The sequence below is a fragment of the Streptomyces rugosispiralis genome (assembly GCF_024505145.1).
GTDB lineage: Bacteria > Actinomycetota > Actinomycetes > Streptomycetales > Streptomycetaceae > Streptomyces > Streptomyces rugosispiralis.
The window spans coordinates 156,601-173,113 of record NZ_JANIAA010000004.1 but is presented as its reverse complement, the minus strand read 5'-3'; the positions used below and the strand labels follow the sequence as shown (position 1 = coordinate 173,113).

At 71.4% G+C, this 16,513-nt stretch carries 16 protein-coding genes; 6 read left to right on the top strand and 10 right to left on the bottom strand.

Annotated elements, in window-relative coordinates:
* Nucleotides 1–7 precede the first annotated feature (7 nt).
* Nucleotides 8–1,315, bottom strand: a complete 1,308-nt coding sequence (locus NP777_RS09485) for a CitMHS family transporter (RefSeq protein WP_256649645.1) — start codon at nucleotides 1,313–1,315, stop codon at nucleotides 8–10.
* A 144-nt stretch (nucleotides 1,316–1,459) separates the two neighbouring features.
* Between NP777_RS09485 and NP777_RS09480 the strand changes: the two genes are divergently transcribed.
* The 3 genes from NP777_RS09480 to NP777_RS09470 all read left to right on the top strand — a co-directional run bounded on the left by NP777_RS09480 (nucleotide 1,460) and on the right by NP777_RS09470 (nucleotide 4,673).
* The gene (locus NP777_RS09480; RefSeq protein ID WP_256649644.1) at nucleotides 1,460–2,398 is read left to right on the top strand and encodes a LysR family transcriptional regulator; all 939 of its coding nucleotides are present in this window, start codon (nucleotides 1,460–1,462) and stop codon (nucleotides 2,396–2,398) included.
* A 105-nt stretch (nucleotides 2,399–2,503) separates the two neighbouring features.
* The gene (locus NP777_RS09475; RefSeq protein ID WP_256649643.1) at nucleotides 2,504–3,718 is read left to right on the top strand and encodes a CaiB/BaiF CoA transferase family protein; all 1,215 of its coding nucleotides are present in this window, start codon (nucleotides 2,504–2,506) and stop codon (nucleotides 3,716–3,718) included.
* 4 nt (nucleotides 3,719–3,722) lie between these two features.
* The gene (locus NP777_RS09470) at nucleotides 3,723–4,673 is read left to right on the top strand and encodes an HpcH/HpaI aldolase/citrate lyase family protein (protein ID WP_256649642.1); all 951 of its coding nucleotides are present in this window, start codon (nucleotides 3,723–3,725) and stop codon (nucleotides 4,671–4,673) included.
* Between the two features lie 37 nt (nucleotides 4,674–4,710).
* Here NP777_RS09470 and NP777_RS09465 read toward each other — a convergent pair whose 3' ends face one another.
* The 3 genes from NP777_RS09465 to NP777_RS09455 are packed head-to-tail and all read right to left on the bottom strand — an operon-like array spanning nucleotide 4,711 to nucleotide 6,059.
* Entirely contained in the window at nucleotides 4,711–4,869 is a 159-nt protein-coding gene (locus NP777_RS09465; RefSeq protein WP_256649641.1) for a hypothetical protein, read from the bottom strand.
* A gap of 19 nt (nucleotides 4,870–4,888) precedes the next feature.
* Nucleotides 4,889–5,560: a DNA-binding protein gene (locus NP777_RS09460; RefSeq protein ID WP_256649640.1), complete on the bottom strand. Its 672-nt coding sequence runs from the start codon at nucleotides 5,558–5,560 to the stop codon at nucleotides 4,889–4,891.
* Complete coding sequence (locus NP777_RS09455) at nucleotides 5,472–6,059, bottom strand: helix-turn-helix domain-containing protein (RefSeq protein WP_256649639.1); 588 nt, start codon at nucleotides 6,057–6,059, stop codon at nucleotides 5,472–5,474. Before NP777_RS09455 ends, NP777_RS09460 begins: the two co-directional genes overlap by 89 nt.
* Before the next feature lie 137 nt (nucleotides 6,060–6,196).
* On the opposite strand from NP777_RS09455, the gene NP777_RS09450 reads away from it, so the two are divergent.
* Nucleotides 6,197–6,391, top strand: a complete 195-nt coding sequence (locus NP777_RS09450; protein WP_256649638.1) for a hypothetical protein — start codon at nucleotides 6,197–6,199, stop codon at nucleotides 6,389–6,391.
* A gap of 294 nt (nucleotides 6,392–6,685) precedes the next feature.
* Here NP777_RS09450 and NP777_RS09445 read toward each other — a convergent pair whose 3' ends face one another.
* Complete coding sequence (locus tag NP777_RS09445) at nucleotides 6,686–7,918, bottom strand: glycosyltransferase (protein ID WP_256649637.1); 1,233 nt, start codon at nucleotides 7,916–7,918, stop codon at nucleotides 6,686–6,688.
* A 226-nt stretch (nucleotides 7,919–8,144) separates the two neighbouring features.
* Nucleotides 8,145–9,035, bottom strand: a complete 891-nt coding sequence (gene sigJ, locus NP777_RS09440; protein ID WP_256649636.1) for an RNA polymerase sigma factor SigJ — start codon at nucleotides 9,033–9,035, stop codon at nucleotides 8,145–8,147.
* Nucleotides 9,036–9,221: 186 nt separating this feature from the next.
* Between sigJ and NP777_RS09435 the strand changes: the two genes are divergently transcribed.
* Nucleotides 9,222–11,084, top strand: a complete 1,863-nt coding sequence (locus tag NP777_RS09435) for a glycoside hydrolase family 9 protein (protein WP_256649635.1) — start codon at nucleotides 9,222–9,224, stop codon at nucleotides 11,082–11,084.
* Between the two features lie 43 nt (nucleotides 11,085–11,127).
* Here the strand turns inward: NP777_RS09435 and NP777_RS09430 are convergent, their stop codons facing one another.
* Nucleotides 11,128–11,616: a glutathione peroxidase gene (locus NP777_RS09430; protein ID WP_256649634.1), complete on the bottom strand. Its 489-nt coding sequence runs from the start codon at nucleotides 11,614–11,616 to the stop codon at nucleotides 11,128–11,130.
* 160 nt (nucleotides 11,617–11,776) lie between these two features.
* Between NP777_RS09430 and NP777_RS09425 the strand changes: the two genes are divergently transcribed.
* Nucleotides 11,777–12,301, top strand: a complete 525-nt coding sequence (locus NP777_RS09425) for a DUF3761 domain-containing protein (RefSeq protein WP_256649633.1) — start codon at nucleotides 11,777–11,779, stop codon at nucleotides 12,299–12,301.
* Between the two features lie 110 nt (nucleotides 12,302–12,411).
* Here the strand turns inward: NP777_RS09425 and NP777_RS09420 are convergent, their stop codons facing one another.
* The 3 genes from NP777_RS09420 to NP777_RS09410 form a co-directional block, all read right to left on the bottom strand.
* Complete coding sequence (locus tag NP777_RS09420) at nucleotides 12,412–13,266, bottom strand: family 43 glycosylhydrolase (RefSeq protein ID WP_256649632.1); 855 nt, start codon at nucleotides 13,264–13,266, stop codon at nucleotides 12,412–12,414.
* A 452-nt stretch (nucleotides 13,267–13,718) separates the two neighbouring features.
* Complete coding sequence (locus NP777_RS09415) at nucleotides 13,719–14,633, bottom strand: YceI family protein (protein WP_256649854.1); 915 nt, start codon at nucleotides 14,631–14,633, stop codon at nucleotides 13,719–13,721.
* A gap of 90 nt (nucleotides 14,634–14,723) precedes the next feature.
* Nucleotides 14,724–16,472 carry an FAD-dependent oxidoreductase gene (locus NP777_RS09410; protein ID WP_256649631.1) on the bottom strand — a complete coding sequence of 583 codons (1,749 nt, stop codon included), beginning with the start codon at nucleotides 16,470–16,472 and terminating at the stop codon, nucleotides 14,724–14,726.
* Nucleotides 16,473–16,513: the final 41 nt, after the last annotated feature.

Below are 16,513 nucleotides of genomic sequence, written 5' to 3'. Positions count from 1 at the left end.
GAGCGGGTCAGAGCGGCAGGGCGCCCGTCGCGAGGGCGGCGGCGGTCATCACGAGCGTGGTTCCGAAGGCCCAGCGGAAGATGAAGCGCTGGTGCTCCCCGAGCTGTACGCCGCTCATGCTCAGGAGGATGAAGGTCGCGGCGGTGAGCGGGCTCAACGGGAAGCCGGTGGTCATCTGGCCGAGGACGGCCGCGCGGGCGATCTCGGCGTGGTCGGTGCCGAAGGCGTCGGCGGTCCCGGCGAGCACCGGCAGCACCCCGAAGTAGTAGGCGTCCGGGGTGAGGACGAGGCTCAGCGGCATGCTGGTGACGGCCACGAGCACCGGCAGATGGCCGCCGAGCCCGTCGGGGATGACGTCGACCAGCGCCTCGGCCATCTTCCCGATCATCCCGGTGCCGCCGAGAATGCCGGTGAACACCCCGGCCGCGAAGATCATGGTGATGACGAGCACCACGCTCTTGCCGTGCTTCTCCAGCAGCTCCTGCTGGTCCTCCCAGCGGGGGTGGTTGACCAGCAGCGCCAGGACGAAGGCGAAGACGAAGAGCACCGGCAGCGGCATGGCCTCCAGCACCAGGCAGACCAGCAGGGCCACGGTGAGCAGCAGATTGAAGACGGTGAGCGCGAGACCGGGGCGGGCGGCGACCCGCGGCGTGCCGGGGCCGTCCCCGACCGCCACCTCGGCCCGTGGCGCGGGATCGAGGGCGCCGAGCCGCCGCCGCTCACGGCGTCCGATGAGATACGCGGCGAGCAGCACCCAGGCGATACCGGCGGCGAGGGCGGGCAGCAGCGGCGTGATGATGTCGGAGGTGTCGATCTTCAGGGCCGCGGCGGCGCGGGCCGTCGGCCCGCCCCACGGGATCATGTTCATCACGCCCGCGCCCAGGCCGACCACCCCGGCGAGCACCAGCCGGCTCATCCCGAGCCGCTGATAGACGGGGAGCAGCGCGGAGATGGTGATGAGGAAGGTGGAGGCACCGTCCCCGTCGAGCGCGACGCATACGGTCAGCACGGCGGTGCCGACGGTGATCCGTACCGGGTCGTTCTTGGCAGCGCGGAGAATGCCGCGGATCAGCGGTTCGAAGAGGCCCGCGTCGATCATCAGGCTGAAGTAGAGCACCGCGAAGGCGATCATGATGCCGGTCGGGGCGACCTTGGAAAGACCGTCGAGCGCCATCGGGCCCAGCTCGTCGCCGTATCCGCCGATGACCGCGGTGACCACGGGCGTGAGGACGAGGGCCACCAGCACCGAGACCCGTTTGGTCATGGTGAGCAGCAGGAAGCCGCCGATCGTGCAGAACCCCAGTGCTGCCAGCATGGCCGCTCGCTTCCTCGTCCGGTCGGGTGCTGCCGAAGAGTTTCCGAGCGGGGAAAGATCCGCGTCCAGCATCGAACACAGATCTATCCATGCGTTTCGCGCAACAGTTCCCCTGCCCGGCCGCCGCGCCTACGCTCACGGACCATGGACGTCACCCTGCGCCAGCTGACCGCGTACGCGGCGGTCGCACGGGCCGTGAGCTTCACCGCGGCCGCCGCCGAACTGCATGTGTCCCAGTCGTCGCTGAGCCGTGCGGTCGCCGATCTGGAACGGACGCTGGGGATGCGGCTGCTGGAGCGGGACACCCGCAATGTGCGGCTCACCCCGGCGGGCGCCGAGGCGCTGCGGATCGCCGACCAGATCCTCTCCGCGCACCGCGCGGGCCTGGCCCAGTTGGGGCGGTACGGCGCCGGTGAGCGCGGTGCGGTGGCCCTGGCGACCCTGCCCTCGGTCGCGGCCGTGCTGCTCCCGCCGGTGATCTCCGCCTTCCGCGCGCGGCGCCCGGAGATGACCGTACGGCTGCTGGACGGGCTGGAGCGCTCGGTGCTGGACCGGGTGGTCGACGGGGACGCCGACTTCGCGGTCAGCACGGTGGCGCGGCGCGCCCCGGGCGTACGGCTGCGGCCGCTGGTGCGGGACCGCTTCGACGCGGTGCTCCCGGAGCACCATCCGCTGGCCGAGCGGGCGGAGGTGACCTGGGAGGAGCTGGGCCGGGAGCCGTTCCTCGCGGTGGGCACCGACTCCAGCGTGCGCCGGATGACCGACGCGGCCTTCGCCCAGGCCGGGATGGAGGCGAACCCGACGGCCGAGGCGTCGAACGTGGCCACGGTGGGCGGTCTGGTGGCGGCCGGGCTCGGCGTCTCCGCGCTGCCCGCCCTGGTCCATCCGCTGGTGGGGCCGGGCCGGCTGGTGCGGCGCCCACTGGTGGGGCCGGTGGTGGAGCGCCGGTTGTACGTCGTCCTGCCGACGCGTCGCACGCTTCCGCCGGGGGCGCGGCGCTTCCTGGAGCAGCTGGAGGAGTTCCGCTCCGCGGCGGATGCCTTGCCGGCGGGGGTGGTGTGGGAGGAGGCGGATGAGGAGTGAGGTCGCGGGGCGTGCACGGCCGGGCGGCGATCCTTGCGAGATCCGCATGAATTGATCCCCTTTCATTGCTGGACGCGCATACGCCCCGCCCCGCAGCCTGGCCGCATGGAGGACCAGACCAGCACAGGGCAGGGACAGCTCACAGGGCTGAAGGTGGTGGAGTTCGCGCATGTGGTGGCGGGCCCGCTCGCCGGGGGGATGCTCGCCGACCAGGGCGCGGACGTCGTCCACGTGGAGCCGCCGGGCTCCGGTGACGCGGCGCGGGCGATGGGCCCGCGGCGCGACGGCGTACCGCTGTGGTTCAAGGTGGCGGGCCGCAACAAGCGCTCGGTGACCCTGGATCTGCACCACGAGGAGGGCCGGGAGGTCGCCCGGGAGCTGATCGCCTGGGCCGATGTGGTGATCGTGACGCTCCGGGCCGGCCGGTTGCGCGCCTGGGGCCTGGACTGGGAGGCCGTCCACGCCCTCAATCCCACCGCGATCCTGCTGCAGATCTCCGGGTTCGGCGCCACCTCCTCGCGGGCCGACGCCCCCGGCTTCGGGAAGATGGGCGAGGCCCGCAGCGGGGTGGTGCATCTGACCGGCTTCCCCGAAGGCCCGCCCGTGCACACCGGCTTCTCGCACGGCGACGCGGTCACCGGGCTGATGGGCGCGTTCGCGGTCCTGGCCGCGCTGCACCGCCGGGACACCGATCCGGATTCGTTCGACGGCGAGTGGATCGACCTGGCGCTGTTCGAGCCGCTGTACCGCCTGGTGGAGTGGCAGATCATCGCGTACGACCAGCTCGGTACGGCCCCCGAGCGGGCGGGCAACCAGCTGGCCGTCGCCCCGGCCGCCGTCATCAACACCTACCGCAGCGCCGATGGCGACTGGCTCACCGTCACCTCCGCCACCACCCGCTCGGTGCGCAATGTGGTGCGGCTGCTGGGCCTGCCCGACGAGGAGTTCGCCACCGTGGAGCAGCAGCACGCGGGGCGCGAGCGGCTCGACGCGGAACTGCGGGAGTGGGTGGCGGCGCGCCCGGCGGCCGAATGCCTCGCCGCGTTCGAGCGGGCCGAGGTGGTGGCCTCGCGGGTGTTCACCGCCGCCGATATCGTCGCCGACCCGGTCTACGCCGAACGCGAGGACGTCATCACGGTGGACGATCCCGACCTCGGCCCGGTGCGGATGCAGGCCGTGATCCCGCGCTTCCACCGCTCCCCCGGCGCGGTGTGGCGGACCGGCCCCGCGCTCGGCGCGGACAACGCGCTGGTCTACGGGGAGTGGCTGGGCATCGACGGCGGACGGCTGGCGAAGCTGGAGGCCGAGGGTGTCATCTGACGGCGTGACGACTCCCCGTGTCCCGCTGCGCTCCCTGCTCTTCGTGCCCGGCGGCCGGACCGGCTGGCTTGCCAAGGCGGAGGCGGCGGGCGCCGACGCGGCCATCCTCGACCTGGAGGACGCCGTCCCGGAGGACGGCAAGGCGGCGGCGCGGGAGGCCGTGGCCGGGGCCGTCGACCGGGCGGCCGGTACGCCCCCCGGTGCCATGCGGCTGCTCGTGCGGATCAACGCGCTGGACCGCGCGGCGGGCTGGCAGGGCGCCGACGACCTGCGGGCGGTGGCCCGTCCCGGGCTCTACGGCATTGTGCTGCCCAAGGTGAGCGGCCCCGAGGACGTGATCACCGCCGATCGACTGCTGGCCTGGTGCGAGCGCCAACACGGCCTGCCCGAGGGCCATTTCGCCCTGCTGCCGCTGCTGGAGACGGCGCGCGGGCTGCGCGAGGCGTACGCCATCGGCCGGGCCGCCGCCCGGATCGCTCACCTGGGCGCGGTGGCCGCGCCGGGCGGGGATGTGGAACGGGCGGTCGGCTACCGCTGGAGTCCCGAGGGCGAGGAGACCCGCGAGCTACGGGCCCGGGTCCTGCTCGACGCCCGCGCCGCGGACCGCCCCCACCCGGTGGCCGGACTGTGGGCGGATGTGGCGGACCTCGCGGGGCTACGGCGCTTCGCCGAGCAGAACCGTGCGCTGGGGTACGAGGGGATGGCCGTGATCCACCCGTCGCATGTGCCGGTGGTCAACGAGGTGTTCTCGCCGGACACGGAGGAACTGGCCCGCTGCCGGCGGCTGATCGCGGCGGTGGAGCGGGCGCAGGCGGAGGGGGCCGGGGCGGTGCGCTTCGAGGGGCGGATGGTGGACGAGGCGATGGCGGCGACGGCCCGCCGGACGCTGGCGCTGGCCGGAGCCGATGACCGCGATGGAGGCCAGGGCGGCGGCGGAAGCTCGACCTCCGCCTGAACGGCCACGGACACCGGCGCGTCCTCGCGGTCCTCACCTACCTGCGCGCCTGACCTTCCTGCGCCCCCGGGTCGAGGAGCAGTTTCGCGGCCACCGTCGTCCCGTCGGTGCGCATCGAGCCCGCCACGGCCCTCGCCTTGTGATCGATGCCGATCTTCTTCTCGTTGTCCTCGGCCGCCTTCGTCAGGTTGGCCATAGTCCGATAACGGCTGACCTCAGAAGGGCACGCCGGCGCGCTTGGCCAGCCGCGTAAGCCTCGGGTTGCTGCGTCGGTGCAGTGACGTGAGCACACGCATCAGCTCTTGGCTGGTCGGGTGGACGCGGGCCATCTCCGGTGCGACGTCCCAAGCCGCTTCGAGCGATTCAAGGGCGCCACCCCTGTCGCCCAGCGCGAGCTTTGACCGGCTGATGTTCATGTGCAGCGGACCAACGCGCGTGGCCGGAAGCGTCAACCCACCCCGGACCAAGTCGTCCGCCGTGTTGAGGGACTCGCGGTAGTCCTCCATGTCGGAAGCCGTCGAGATGACATGTACGGCCGTGTTCTCGGGCCCGAAGTGGATGCCGTGGTCCACGATGTCCTCGGGGAACTCCTCGGCCACCTGCCATGCTGCCTCGATATGCCGTTCGGCGGTGGCTTTCTCCTTGAGACGACCGGCCAGCGTTAGCCCACGCAGGTGCAGGATGCCCAGACCGTACGCGCGGTCACGTCCCCGGAGCGTCGTCTCGGCCTCGACCACTGCCCGGTCCACGATTGCCAACCCGCCCGCGAAGTCACCGGAGTTGAGGAAGGCTCCGGCCTCATCCCGGGCGGCCACCGTGGCGGCAATCGGGTGCGCACGTTCGGCGGCCAGCCGCTGTTTCATGACGGCCAATTCGGCGAGGTGCATCCAGCGGTGCCGGGCTGCCAGCCAATAGACCACCGAGTACGCGTCGGCGACACGGGTCCAGGCGTCGGGCGACTGGGTGGCGTGGGCGCAGTTGGTGGCGTCGGCCAGCACGCCAGGGAGCTTCTGGAGAACCGCCGAAAGCTCCGTGCGGTGTCGGTGCTCGTTCAGCTCGGCCAGCTCGCACGGAAGGTCCTTCAGGGTGTGACGGTGGCGTGTCGGGGATGTCGAACCGCCGAACGGCGTAGTTGAGGGCGGCAAGGCTCTTCTCATCGGCGCGCTCGACGGGGGCCGTGCCCAACAGCTCATCCAGCGTCAAACCCATGGCCTGAGCGAGAGCGGCGGCAATGCCCGGGGTCAGCGCGCGGTCGCCTACCTCGATCTTGCTGAGCAGCGAGACCGACACACCTGCACGCCGGGCAAGGGCAACCTGGCTGAAGCCGCGCGCCTTGCGGCAGACAGCCACATTCGCACCAGGTCCGGGAATCTTGGTCGCGCTCATAGTGTGCGTCTCCCCCACTCGACTGGCGTCACCTCTCATCCATCGTCTCACTCTCAGCACTCATGCGCCTGCGCCCTGTGCAAGAGGTGGGCAAGTCCGCTTTGCACGGCGGCAGTTCTCTTATGTGAGCACCGACGGTGCTCAGCCATCTGCCCACCAAGCGCGCTGCCCTGATCAGTCCGGGTGACGTGATCGGCTACGACGGCGAATGGCGCACGGTCAAGGAGGCGTCGACCACCCAGGGGCCAATGGGCGGGTTAGCTGTCGTGGTCACCTGGGAGGAGGGCGGTACGGCCCGCTTCCCCGCCGGTGACGAACTCCTCCTGGGATAACCGGACTCCGTCTGACCAGCGCCTGAGCCCCACCCCGGTCACACTTGGGGTGGGGCTCAGTTGCAACCGGGCGCGCTGATTCAGTCACTTTCCCCGGCGGGCCTCACCGACGAATACCCGCTCTGCGTCCACCCGCTCGCCCTGGGCGCCGGGTGCTACCAGAACACATGCCCTCCGGCTCAGGAGCAGGCGAGCGACCGCGCGGCGATCACCACGGCCGAGGCCAGGGCGGCCGCGGAAGCTCGACCTCCGTCTGGACGGCCACGGTCACCGGCACGTCCTCGCGGTGCTCACCTACCTGCGCGCCTGACCGCCCGATGCCCCGGCGTCGAGGAGGAATTTCGCGGCCACCGTCGTCCCGTCGGAGCGCATCGTGCCCGCCACGGCCCTCGCCCGTGCCCGGGTCTCGGGGGTCAGGGCCGTCTTCAGCGCGGCCGACAGGGAGTCGAGGGTCGGGGCCGGACCGTCGTGTGCCACGCCGATGCCCAGCTCGGCCACCCGGGCGGCCCAGTGCGGCTGGTCCGCGATCTGGGGGACCACCACCTGGGGCGCACCGGCTCGGGCGGCGGTCGTCGTGGTGCCCGCGCCACCGTGGTGGACGACGGCGGCCACCCGGCCGAACAGCGCCTGATGGTTGACCTCGCCGACGGCGAGGCAGTCGTCCCGGTCGTCGATCGGGGCCAGCCCGGCCCAGCCACGGGCGAGGAGGACACGGTGGCCCTGCGCGCGGACCGCCTCGACGGCCACCCGGGCGAGGTCGGCCGAGGTGTGCATGGCCATGCTGCCGAAGCCCACGTACACCGGCGGTTCACCGGCCTCCAGGAACGCCTCCAGCTCAGCCGGGAGCGGACGTTCGTCCGGCAGGATCCACGCCCCGGTCTGGACGAGATCGAGTTCCGTCATGTCCTGCCACGGGCCCAGGACCGGGTCCGCGGCCAGCAACGCCCGGTCGGTGAAGACGTAGTCGCGGACGTTGTCCACCGGCGGCAGGCCGATCGCCGCCCGGTGCCGGTTCTCCGCCTCGCCGTACAGCTCGTTCACGCGCTGGGCGTCCTGCTCCCACAACACCTTGAGGTCGGTCTCCTCCGCCGGGGACGGCGTGCCGGGCCGCCTTCCCGGACGGAAGTGCCGCGAGGGCAGTCCGAACGGATGGAAGCACGCGAACACATAGCGGATGCCCAGCTTCTCGGCCACCGAGCGTGCGCCGGCCGGCATCAGGCCGGTCGCGAGGAGTACGTCGCATCCCTCGGCCGCCGTGGTGAGCGTGTCGAACCGCGCCGCGACCAGTTCGGGCGCGAGCCGGAACGCGGCCGTCGCCGACGGCGGCCGGGCGCCGGCCACCACCGAGCGCACCGTCGGGCCGAGCGGTACCAGCTCCACGCCGACACCGGCCAGCAGCGCCGCGAACTCCTCGTCCGGCGGCGCGCACACCCGCGCCTCCGCGCCGAGTTCCCGCAGCCGCACCGCGAGTCCCGCCAGCGGCTCGACGTCCCCGCGCGACCCCCACGACGACAACACCACACGCATATCGCATATCCCCCGTTTCCCCAGGTTCTGACATCGGCCGCCCATTCTGAGGCGCACCCGGGGTCTTGCCGCAAGCCCCCCGGTGCGCTATAGGTTGAGAGTGGCAGGGGGATGCACCTCCCTGCCTTTGCTGTTTCGTCGGCCCAGGCCGGCCCGGGCCCGTCAGCCCAGGCCAGCCCGGGTCTCTCAGCTCAGGGGCCAGCCCAGGTCCCTCAGTCCAGGTCCCTCAGTCCAGGTCCGTCAGGTCGAGCCCGCTCAGCCGCTCGGGGTCGGCCAGGATGTCGATCGCCACGATCCTGCCGTCCACGACCGTGAAGGCCAGCACCGAGTACGGCCGCCCCTCCCGCGAACTGACCACGCCCACGGCCCCGTTGACGAGCGCGGGCCGGGCGTGGAGGTCCGGGCCGCTGAGGCGGGAGAAGGTGAGCGCCTGGTCCGCCACGGCCGCCGCGCCATGCACCTCGCGCGGGGCGAGGGCGGGCGCCGGGCCGTAGTCGGCGCGCAGCACGACATCCGGGTCGAGCACGGCGATCAGCCCCTCGAAGTCGCCGTCACGCGCGGCGGCGAGGAAGGCGCCCACGACCTCGCGCTGCCGGGCGAGGTCCGCGTCCGGGACCGGGGCCGCTCCCCGCACCCGGCGGCGGGCGCGACTGGCGAGCTGACGGGCGGCGGCCGGGGTGCGGTCGACGATGGGGGCGATCTCGTCGAACGGCACGGCGAACAGATCGTGCAGTACGAAGGCCAGCCGTTCGGCGGGGGCCAGCGTCTCCAGGACGACCAGCAGGGCGAGGCCGACGGAGTCGGCGAGCAGCGCCTGGTCCTCGGGGCCGGGTCCGCCGGCACTGCTGATGACCGGGTCGGGCAGGTGCACCCCCAGGGGCTCCTCGCGCCGGGCGGTGCGCGAGCGCAGCATGTCCAGGCAGACCCGGCCGACGACGGTGGTCAGCCAGCCGCCCAGGTTCTCCACCGCGCCGGTGTCGGAGCGGCTGAGCCTCAGCCAGGCCTCCTGGACGGCGTCATCCGCCTCGCTCAGCGAGCCGAGCATGCGGTAGGCCACCGCGCGCAGATGGCCGCGGTGGGCCTCGAAGCCCTCCGCCAGAAGGTGGTTCTCGTTCATCGGTCACATCCCCTTGTCCGGACCGCACCGTCGCAGGCCACACCGTGCTGACGGATGGGCCGGGCGCGATGTGACAGAGGGGGCGGGGTGGACCGTGCACCCGTCCAGTCCCTTGACGCACTGCGATCACATCATTACACAAGTTGGGAGCGCTCCCATGCCTCCCACTCCCCAGGAGGGACCGTCATGCCCCTGCCCCTGTTACCCCGTCCGCGCGGCGCGCGGGCCGCCACCGCGCTGTTCACCGGTGCGCTGCTGCTGATCGCGGCCCAGTCCGCGCCCGCCGGAGCGGACTCCCCCACGGCTCCTGCGGCCGCTACGCCCTCCGCCGCGCCCTCGGCCTCCGCCGCGCCCTCCGCCGTCCAGGTCAACCAGCTGGGCTATCTGCCGGACGGCCCCAAGCGCGCCACCGTCGTCAGCGCGAGCACCGCCGCCCTGCCCTGGCGGCTGCGCGACGCGGCGGGGCGGACGGCCGCCTCGGGCACCACCACCGTACGGGGCGCGGACGCCGCCTCCGGGCAGTCGGCCCATCTGGTGGACTTCTCCTCGTACCAGGGGACGGGCACCGGCTACACGCTCACCGTGGACGGGCGGACCAGCCACCCCTTCGACATCCGCGCGAACCTCTACGAGGGCTTGCGCGCGGACGCGATGTCCTTCTTCTACCAGCAGCGCAGCGGTATCCCCATCGAGGCGTCGCTGGCCGGCGCGGCCTACGCGCGACCGGCGGGCCATCTGGGCGTCGCGCCCAACCGGGGCGACACCGCCGTGCCCTGCGTGAGCGGGGTGTGCGACTACGCCCGGGATGTGCGCGGCGGCTGGTACGACGCCGGTGACCAGGGCAAATACGTGGTCAACGGCGGTCTCGCGGTCTGGCAGCTGGTCAACTCCTTCGAGCGCGCCAAGCGTGCGGGGCACGCGGCGGCGCTCGGGGATTCCACGCTGCGCGTCCCGGAGCGCGGCAACGGGATCCCCGATGTGCTCGACGAGGGGCGCTGGGAGCTGGAGTTCCTGATGCGCATGCAGATCCCGGCGGGCAAGCCACGGGCGGGCATGGCCTTCCACAAGGTCCATGACGCCGCCTGGACCGGGCTGCCCACCCGGCCCGAGCAGGACGCCGAACCGCGCGAGCTGCATGCGCCGTCCACCGCCGCCACCCTCAATCTGGCCGCCGCGGCGGCGCAGTGCGCCCGCGTCTACGCGCCGTACGACGCCGCCTTCGCCGCCCGTTGCCTGGACTCGGCGCGCCGCGCCTGGGCCGCCGCGCGGGCGAACCCCGATGTGCCGGCACCGGCCTCCGACTCCACCGGCGGCGGGGCGTACGACGACAGCGAGGTGGGCGACGAGTTCTACTGGGCGGCGGCTGAGCTGTACGCGACCACCGGGGAGGCGCGGTACCGGGACGCGGTCACCTCCTCGCCGTACCACACCGCGAGCGATGTGTTCACCCCGAACGGCTTCAGCTGGCAGGGCACCGGGCCCCTCGGGCGGATCGTCCTGGCCACCGTCCCCAACGGCCTGCCCGCCGCCGACCTCGCCCGCGTCCGCGCCTCCGTGGTCTCCGCGGCCGATGCCCGCTTGAGCACGATGGCCGGCCAGGGCTACGCGGTGCCGCTGCCGGCGGACGGCTACGTCTGGGGCTCCAACGGTCAGGTGGCCAACAACGGGACGGTCCTGGCAGTCGCCTACGAGCTCACCAAGCAGCGGCGGTACCGCGCCGGGGCGCTGGAGACGCTGGACTATCTGCTCGGCCGCAACGCGCTCGGCCAGTCGTATGTCACCGGCTACGGCGAGCACGCCTCGCAGAACCAGCACCACCGCTTCTGGGCGCACCAGTACGACGCCTCGCTGCCGAACCCGCCCGCCGGGTCGATCGCGGGCGGCGCGAACTCCGGGCTGCAGGATCCGGTGGCGCAGGAGAAGCTCCCGGGCTGCGCGCCCGCGGCGTGCTACATCGACGACATCGGCTCGTACTCCACGAATGAGGTGGCGATCAACTGGAACGCGCCGCTGGCGTGGCTGGCCGCGTTTGCCGCGGAACGCGGCTGACCGGGCGGGCGAGGGGCCTCCCGGCCCCTCGCCCCCCTTCACCTCACCGGGGCAGTTGCGCCTCGATCGCGGCGACGACGTCGTCCGCCTCCGGCTCGGTCCGCGGCCGGAACCGGCCCACGACCTCACCGTCCGGCGAGATCAGGAACTTCTCGAAGTTCCACTGCACATCCCCCGCCTCGCCCTGAGCGTCCGGCGTCGCCGTCAGCTCGGCGTAGAGCGGATGCCGCTGCTCGCCGTTGACATCGATCTTCTCCAGCAGCGGGAAGGACACCCCGTAGGTCGTCGAGCAGAACGTCTGGATCTCCTCGCCCGTCCCCGGCTCCTGCCCCGCGAACTGGTTGCACGGAACCCCCAGCACGGTGAACCCGCGCCCGGCATAGCGCTGCTGCAGCCGCTCAAGCCCCTCGTACTGCGGGGTCAGACCGCACTTGGACGCCACATTGACCACCAGCAGCGCCGCACCCCGGTGCTCACCGAGCGAGGTCGGCTCGCCGGCGAGGGTGCGCAGGGGGATGTCGTACAGGCTCATGGGATCTACCGCCTTCGTCGTTCGGTGGGTGAGCCCAAATCTATGTGCTTCCGGGCCCATGACGCCGGATCACGATATGAACACCGAGCACACACAAACTCTTCACTTTTCAATCAGCGCGGTTAAGGTCGGTTCCTCGCGTATCACTCAAGGGGGGACCATGTCCTGGAATAACCAGCCATCACCGGCACCGAGACGCCCCGGATGGGCACGCAAGCGCGTCGCCGTCCCGGTCGCGGCCATCCTGCTCTTCGCCGGAGTCGGCATAGGGTCGGCCCAGGGTGACGACACGAAGTCGTCCGACGGCGACAAGCCCACGCCCAAGGTGACGGTCACCGTCACGGCCAAGCCCGCCCGGGTGAAGGACACGCCCGAACCGGCACCCACCGTGACGGTCACCAAGACCGTCACCGCCAAGCCGAAGCCCACGCGGAAGCCGAAGCGGAGCGGTGCGGACGACTCGTCCTCCTCCACCAGCGGTGGGGGCACGTCATCCGGTGGCTCGTCCTCTTCCGGAGGCGGCGGATCGTCGTCCGGCGGGTCTTCCGGAGGCTCGTCGTCCAGCAGCACCGGCGGATCGAGCAGCGGGGCCACGGCACTCTGCAACGACGGCACCTACTCCTACGCCGCCCACCACCAGGGCGCGTGCTCGCATCACGGCGGAGTGGCCGTCTTCTACCGCTGATCTGACACGACGATGCCGCGGGCGAGCATGCTGCGCCAGTTCAGGGTGCAATGATCACACCCACTGAGTCAGCGTCGCATGCTCCCCAGCCACTCCTCAGAAGGGCGGTATCAACTGGTGCCCCACACAACGCCGGTGTCGGCGTTGATGGTGACTTTCGGGTGCCAGGCCATCGTCAGGGACGTGTTGGACGGGAACCGCAGCGGCAGCCAGACGTACGTGGAGTCGTTGTGCTTGCCGCCCCGGGGCTGCGCCCATCGGTCGCCGAGGTAGAGATACGAGGTCGTGCGGCTGCCCTGCACCGGGAGAATGTGGGTGACCTGCGAGTTGTAGGCGGTGCTGTCGCCGAGGTTGGCCATTTCGCTCCAGGGGCCCGCCATGCTGGTCGCGGTCGCGTACTTCTGCTGGTTCGGATTCCAGCCGGTGGTACCCGAGGTCACGAGGAAGTAGACCCCGTTGCGCTTGAAGATCGACTGCGCCTCCCGCCTGACGTTGTGCAGAGTGGTCACCCGGGCGGCGATACTCAGGTAGTCGGGGGTCAGGCGGAAGATGGTCAGGTCCTTCTGGTCATTGGTCGTCGACATCAGGTACGCCTGACCGTCGGTGTCGCGGAAGACACTCAGGTCGAAGGACCGGTATCCCATGGGCCGGATGCTGCCCCGGTAGGTGTAGTCGCCGTCCACCGTGGGCGAGGTGGCGATCGCGACCTTGTTCTCGGTCATGGGTGATGGGTAGTTCTCCTTGCGGACGAAGAGAACGTATTGCCGCGTGCGGGCGTTGTAGACGACCCTGGGCCGCCAGACCCCGGCGTTCTGCAGCTCGGGGGCCGAGGTCCGGCTCAGCGCGCTATTGCGGAACTCCCAGGTACGCAGGTCGGTGGAGCGGTAGACCGGGATCGACGCGAAGGGGCCGTCGGGGTAGGTGTTTTCGCCGAACCAGTAATAGTAGCCGCCCACCTTGATCATGCTGCCGCCATGCCCATGTACCGCGTCTCCCGCGGTGTTGATGAACTGCGTTCCATTGGTGAACGTCGCCGGGACGGCCTGGGATTTGCCGGAGACCTGTAGCGGTAAAAGGAATGCAATGCACACTGCGACGACTAATCGCAGAACGGCATGCAGCACTCTACGCATAGCGATACATCCTTTCTTGCGAGTTCCTGGAGCGAAATGCGGGGAGAGCCGCGGTGCGGCTCGATCCCGGCAACGGCCCATGCTCCCCGCAAACGGATGCCAATACGCCCGGACGAACTAGATAATCATCCCTTAGTGGGAAAATCCTTGACATTCGCATGCCGGTCGGATCCACGAAGGGCTCGGCCACGGCCGACGCGGAACGCCGCCGGCTCGCCTCCCGCGGGGCAGCCGACCTCGTGACGGCTGCCCCGCGGGAGGCGGTGAACTGGCGGGTCAGCCGCCTACTCCGGCGGCGTCGGCGTGTCGTGGTTGCGGTACATCGCCTGGATGTCGAGTTCCAGCTTGACCGTGGGGCCGACCACGGCGATACCGCGGGCGAGCATGTTGCGCCAGTTCAGGGTGTAGTCCTCGCGGTGGAGTTCGGCCGTGGCGAGGGCGGCGCAGCGCAGTTCCTGTTCGTAGCCGCCGTTGACGGCGCCGAGGTAGGTGGTGTCCAGGGTCACCGAGCGGCTGACGCCGTGCATCGTGAGGGGGCCCTGGATGGTCCACTTGGGGCCGCTGCGCCAGGTGAAGCGGTTGCTGGCGAAGTGGATCTCCGGGAAGTGGTCCACGTCGAGGAAGTCGGCCGAGCGCAGATGGGCGTCGCGGGTGTTGTTGCCGGTGTTGATGCTGGAGGCGTCGATGACGACCTCGACCCGGGAGTCCTCCATCCGCTCGGCGATGTAGATGCCGCCCCGGAAGCGGGTGAAGCGGCCGTGCACATTGGCCATGCCGACATGGCGGGCGATGAAGCGGATCGCGGTGTGCGGCGGGTCGAAGAGCCAGGTGCCCGGCGGGGGGAGTTCGAGCTGCTGGGAGGGCTCCATCTGCACCCGGCGCGGAGGTTCGCTCTGGCCGGGGACGATGTCGACGGTGAGGCGGTTGGGCTGCAGACCGCTTCCGGTGAGCAGCACCGTGTACTGCCCAGGCTCGAGGGTGGCGAGGAACAGTCCATGCGGATCGGTGGTGGCCTTGGCCACCGTACGGGCGGCGCCACGCGTCTCGGTGACGGTGACCTCCACGCCGCCCAGGGCCTGGCCCACGGGGTCCAGGACCTCGCAGCTGAAGGCTCCGGCACCCACGGGCAGGGGGATCTTGAGTCCTGATCCGCGGTCCGGACGCTTGGTGCGCATGCGCCGGAGCAGTGCGAGGGGCATTGCAGTCATCTCACTAACGGTTTCTCTGGGGATGGGGGCGCGTCCATGATGAAGCCCCAGGGTGGGCTCCGGACGACTGGGGGGTGGGTGTCAGCCGTGGCCGAGGATCTTCCGTAGCGCGCCCAGCAGCAACTCCCGTGCCTGCGGGGACGCTTCGGGGTGCCGGAAGCCGATGTGATTGTCGGGGCGGGTCAGCAACGCTCCGCAGTCGCCGATTTCGCGGAGCCGGGCCCAGTCGCCGTAGGGGTCCTCGTACTCCTGGCCGGGGCCGATGGAAACGGTGGCGAGTTCGACGCCCAGTTCCCGACGGACCGCCGCGGCCGCCTCCGCCCAGCAGCCCCCGCCGATGCCGGTGAAGAGGGTGAACCGGCCGTGACCGCCGAGGTCGAGGGTCGACAGCCGCGCACGGCCCCGGACGACCCATGCGTGCGGCAGTTTGGCGCCGGGACGGGTGGAGGGCTGGTGATGCAGCTCCGGGTCGCGGTCGAAACCGGGGTCGGGGGTGCCGTCGGGGACGACGGCGGCCGAGACGTACCGCTGGTTCATCTCCACGCCGTGCGCGTTGAACTCGTACACCTTGGCCGCGATGGCCTCGCGCAGCCGCCGCCGCTGCTTGGCGCCCTCGGGCGTGGCGTCCTTACGGGCATCGACATTGCGCCACATCTGCTCGGGATCCGAGGTGGAGAGCAGATCCAGCGCCTCGAAAACCGGCGCGGTCTCACCGATGCTCCGGTTGGCGCGCTCCACGGTCTGGCGCCCCACCGGGGCCCGTTCGGCGGAGTAGGTGTCCAGCAGGGCGGGGGCGGCGGTGCCGTCGAGGACCAGCTTGAGCTTCCAGGCGAGGTTGTAGGCGTCCTGGATGGAGGTGTTGGAGCCCAGCCCGTTGGACGGCGGATGGCGGTGGACGGCGTCGCCCGCGCACAGCACCCGCCGGTCGGCGTAGGTCTCGGCGTACAGGTGGTTGACGGTCCACGCCGAGGTGGAGGTGATGCGCACCGGGATCGTGTCGTCGCCGAGCAGCCGGTGCACCACGGACCGCGCGGACTCCTCGGTGAGGTCCGGCGGGCCCGCGTCGAGGTCGTAGCCCCACACCACCATCCACTCGGTCCAGGGGCGCACACAGCGCACCAGGCCCGCGCCGATGCCACCGACGGTCGCGCCGGGGGCGAGCACCCAGTAGAGCGTGGCGGGGCGATGGGCGGTCAGATGGGTGAGGTCCGCCTCGAAGACGATGTTGAGGCTGCCCGCGACGCCCATCCGGCCGACCGTGGGCAGCCCGGCGTTCTCCACCACCCGGCTGCGCCCGCCGTCGGCGCCGACCAGATAGCGGGCCCGGACGCGGTAGGTGTCCCCGCGCAGCCGGTCCTCCACCAGCGCGGTGACGGCGTCGTCCGACTGCTCGTGGGAGAGGTACTCGGTGTGGAAGCGCAGCGCGGTGCCCCGGGAGACCGCGGCGTTCACCAGCACCGGCTCCATCAGGTGCTGCGGCATGTCGCACATCCGGCTGGGGCCGGCCAGTTCGTGCTCGGCCTGGACGAGCGGGTCATTGCCCCAGGAGCGCAGCCGTCCCAGCTCCTCGCCCGCGAGGCTGGTGCAGAAGACGGTGTTCCCCATCAGCGGCTGCGGCGTGGCCAGGGCGGTGACCTGGTCCTCGACGCCGAGGTCGCGCAGCACCTCCATGGTGCGCTGGTTGGTGATGTGCGCGCGGGGCGTGTCCGCCAGGCTTCCGTACCGGGTGACCATGACGTTGGGCACGCCGTAGGTGCTCAGGGCGAGCGCCGTCGCGGCTCCGGCGGGGCCGCTGCCCACGACCAGTACGTCGGTCTCGACGGTCTCCACTGCTGTAGGGCTCCTCTCGGTCCGCTCCCCGTCCTCTCCCC

Bases quoted from the DNA above. Each gene is read 5' to 3' on its own strand.
- NP777_RS09415 (WP_256649854.1), bottom strand. From the start codon at position 14,633: ATGCCCCTCGCACTGCTCCGGCGCATGCGCACCAAGCGTCCGGACCGC.
- NP777_RS09480 (WP_256649644.1), top strand. From the start codon at position 1,460: ATGGACGTCACCCTGCGCCAGCTGACCGCGTACGCGGCGGTCGCACGG.
- NP777_RS09435 (WP_256649635.1), top strand. From the start codon at position 9,222: ATGCCCCTGCCCCTGTTACCCCGTCCGCGCGGCGCGCGGGCCGCCACC.
- NP777_RS09485 (WP_256649645.1), bottom strand. From the start codon at position 1,315: ATGCTGGCAGCACTGGGGTTCTGCACGATCGGCGGCTTCCTGCTGCTC.
- NP777_RS09430 (WP_256649634.1), bottom strand. From the start codon at position 11,616: ATGAGCCTGTACGACATCCCCCTGCGCACCCTCGCCGGCGAGCCGACC.
- NP777_RS09445 (WP_256649637.1), bottom strand. From the start codon at position 7,918: ATGCGTGTGGTGTTGTCGTCGTGGGGGTCGCGCGGGGACGTCGAGCCG.
- NP777_RS09425 (WP_256649633.1), top strand. From the start codon at position 11,777: ATGTCCTGGAATAACCAGCCATCACCGGCACCGAGACGCCCCGGATGG.
- NP777_RS09460 (WP_256649640.1), bottom strand. From the start codon at position 5,560: ATGCACCTCGCCGAATTGGCCGTCATGAAACAGCGGCTGGCCGCCGAA.
- NP777_RS09455 (WP_256649639.1), bottom strand. From the start codon at position 6,059: ATGAGCGCGACCAAGATTCCCGGACCTGGTGCGAATGTGGCTGTCTGC.
- NP777_RS09465 (WP_256649641.1), bottom strand. From the start codon at position 4,869: ATGGCCAACCTGACGAAGGCGGCCGAGGACAACGAGAAGAAGATCGGC.
- NP777_RS09475 (WP_256649643.1), top strand. From the start codon at position 2,504: ATGGAGGACCAGACCAGCACAGGGCAGGGACAGCTCACAGGGCTGAAG.
- sigJ (WP_256649636.1), bottom strand. From the start codon at position 9,035: ATGAACGAGAACCACCTTCTGGCGGAGGGCTTCGAGGCCCACCGCGGC.
- NP777_RS09420 (WP_256649632.1), bottom strand. From the start codon at position 13,266: ATGATCAAGGTGGGCGGCTACTATTACTGGTTCGGCGAAAACACCTAC.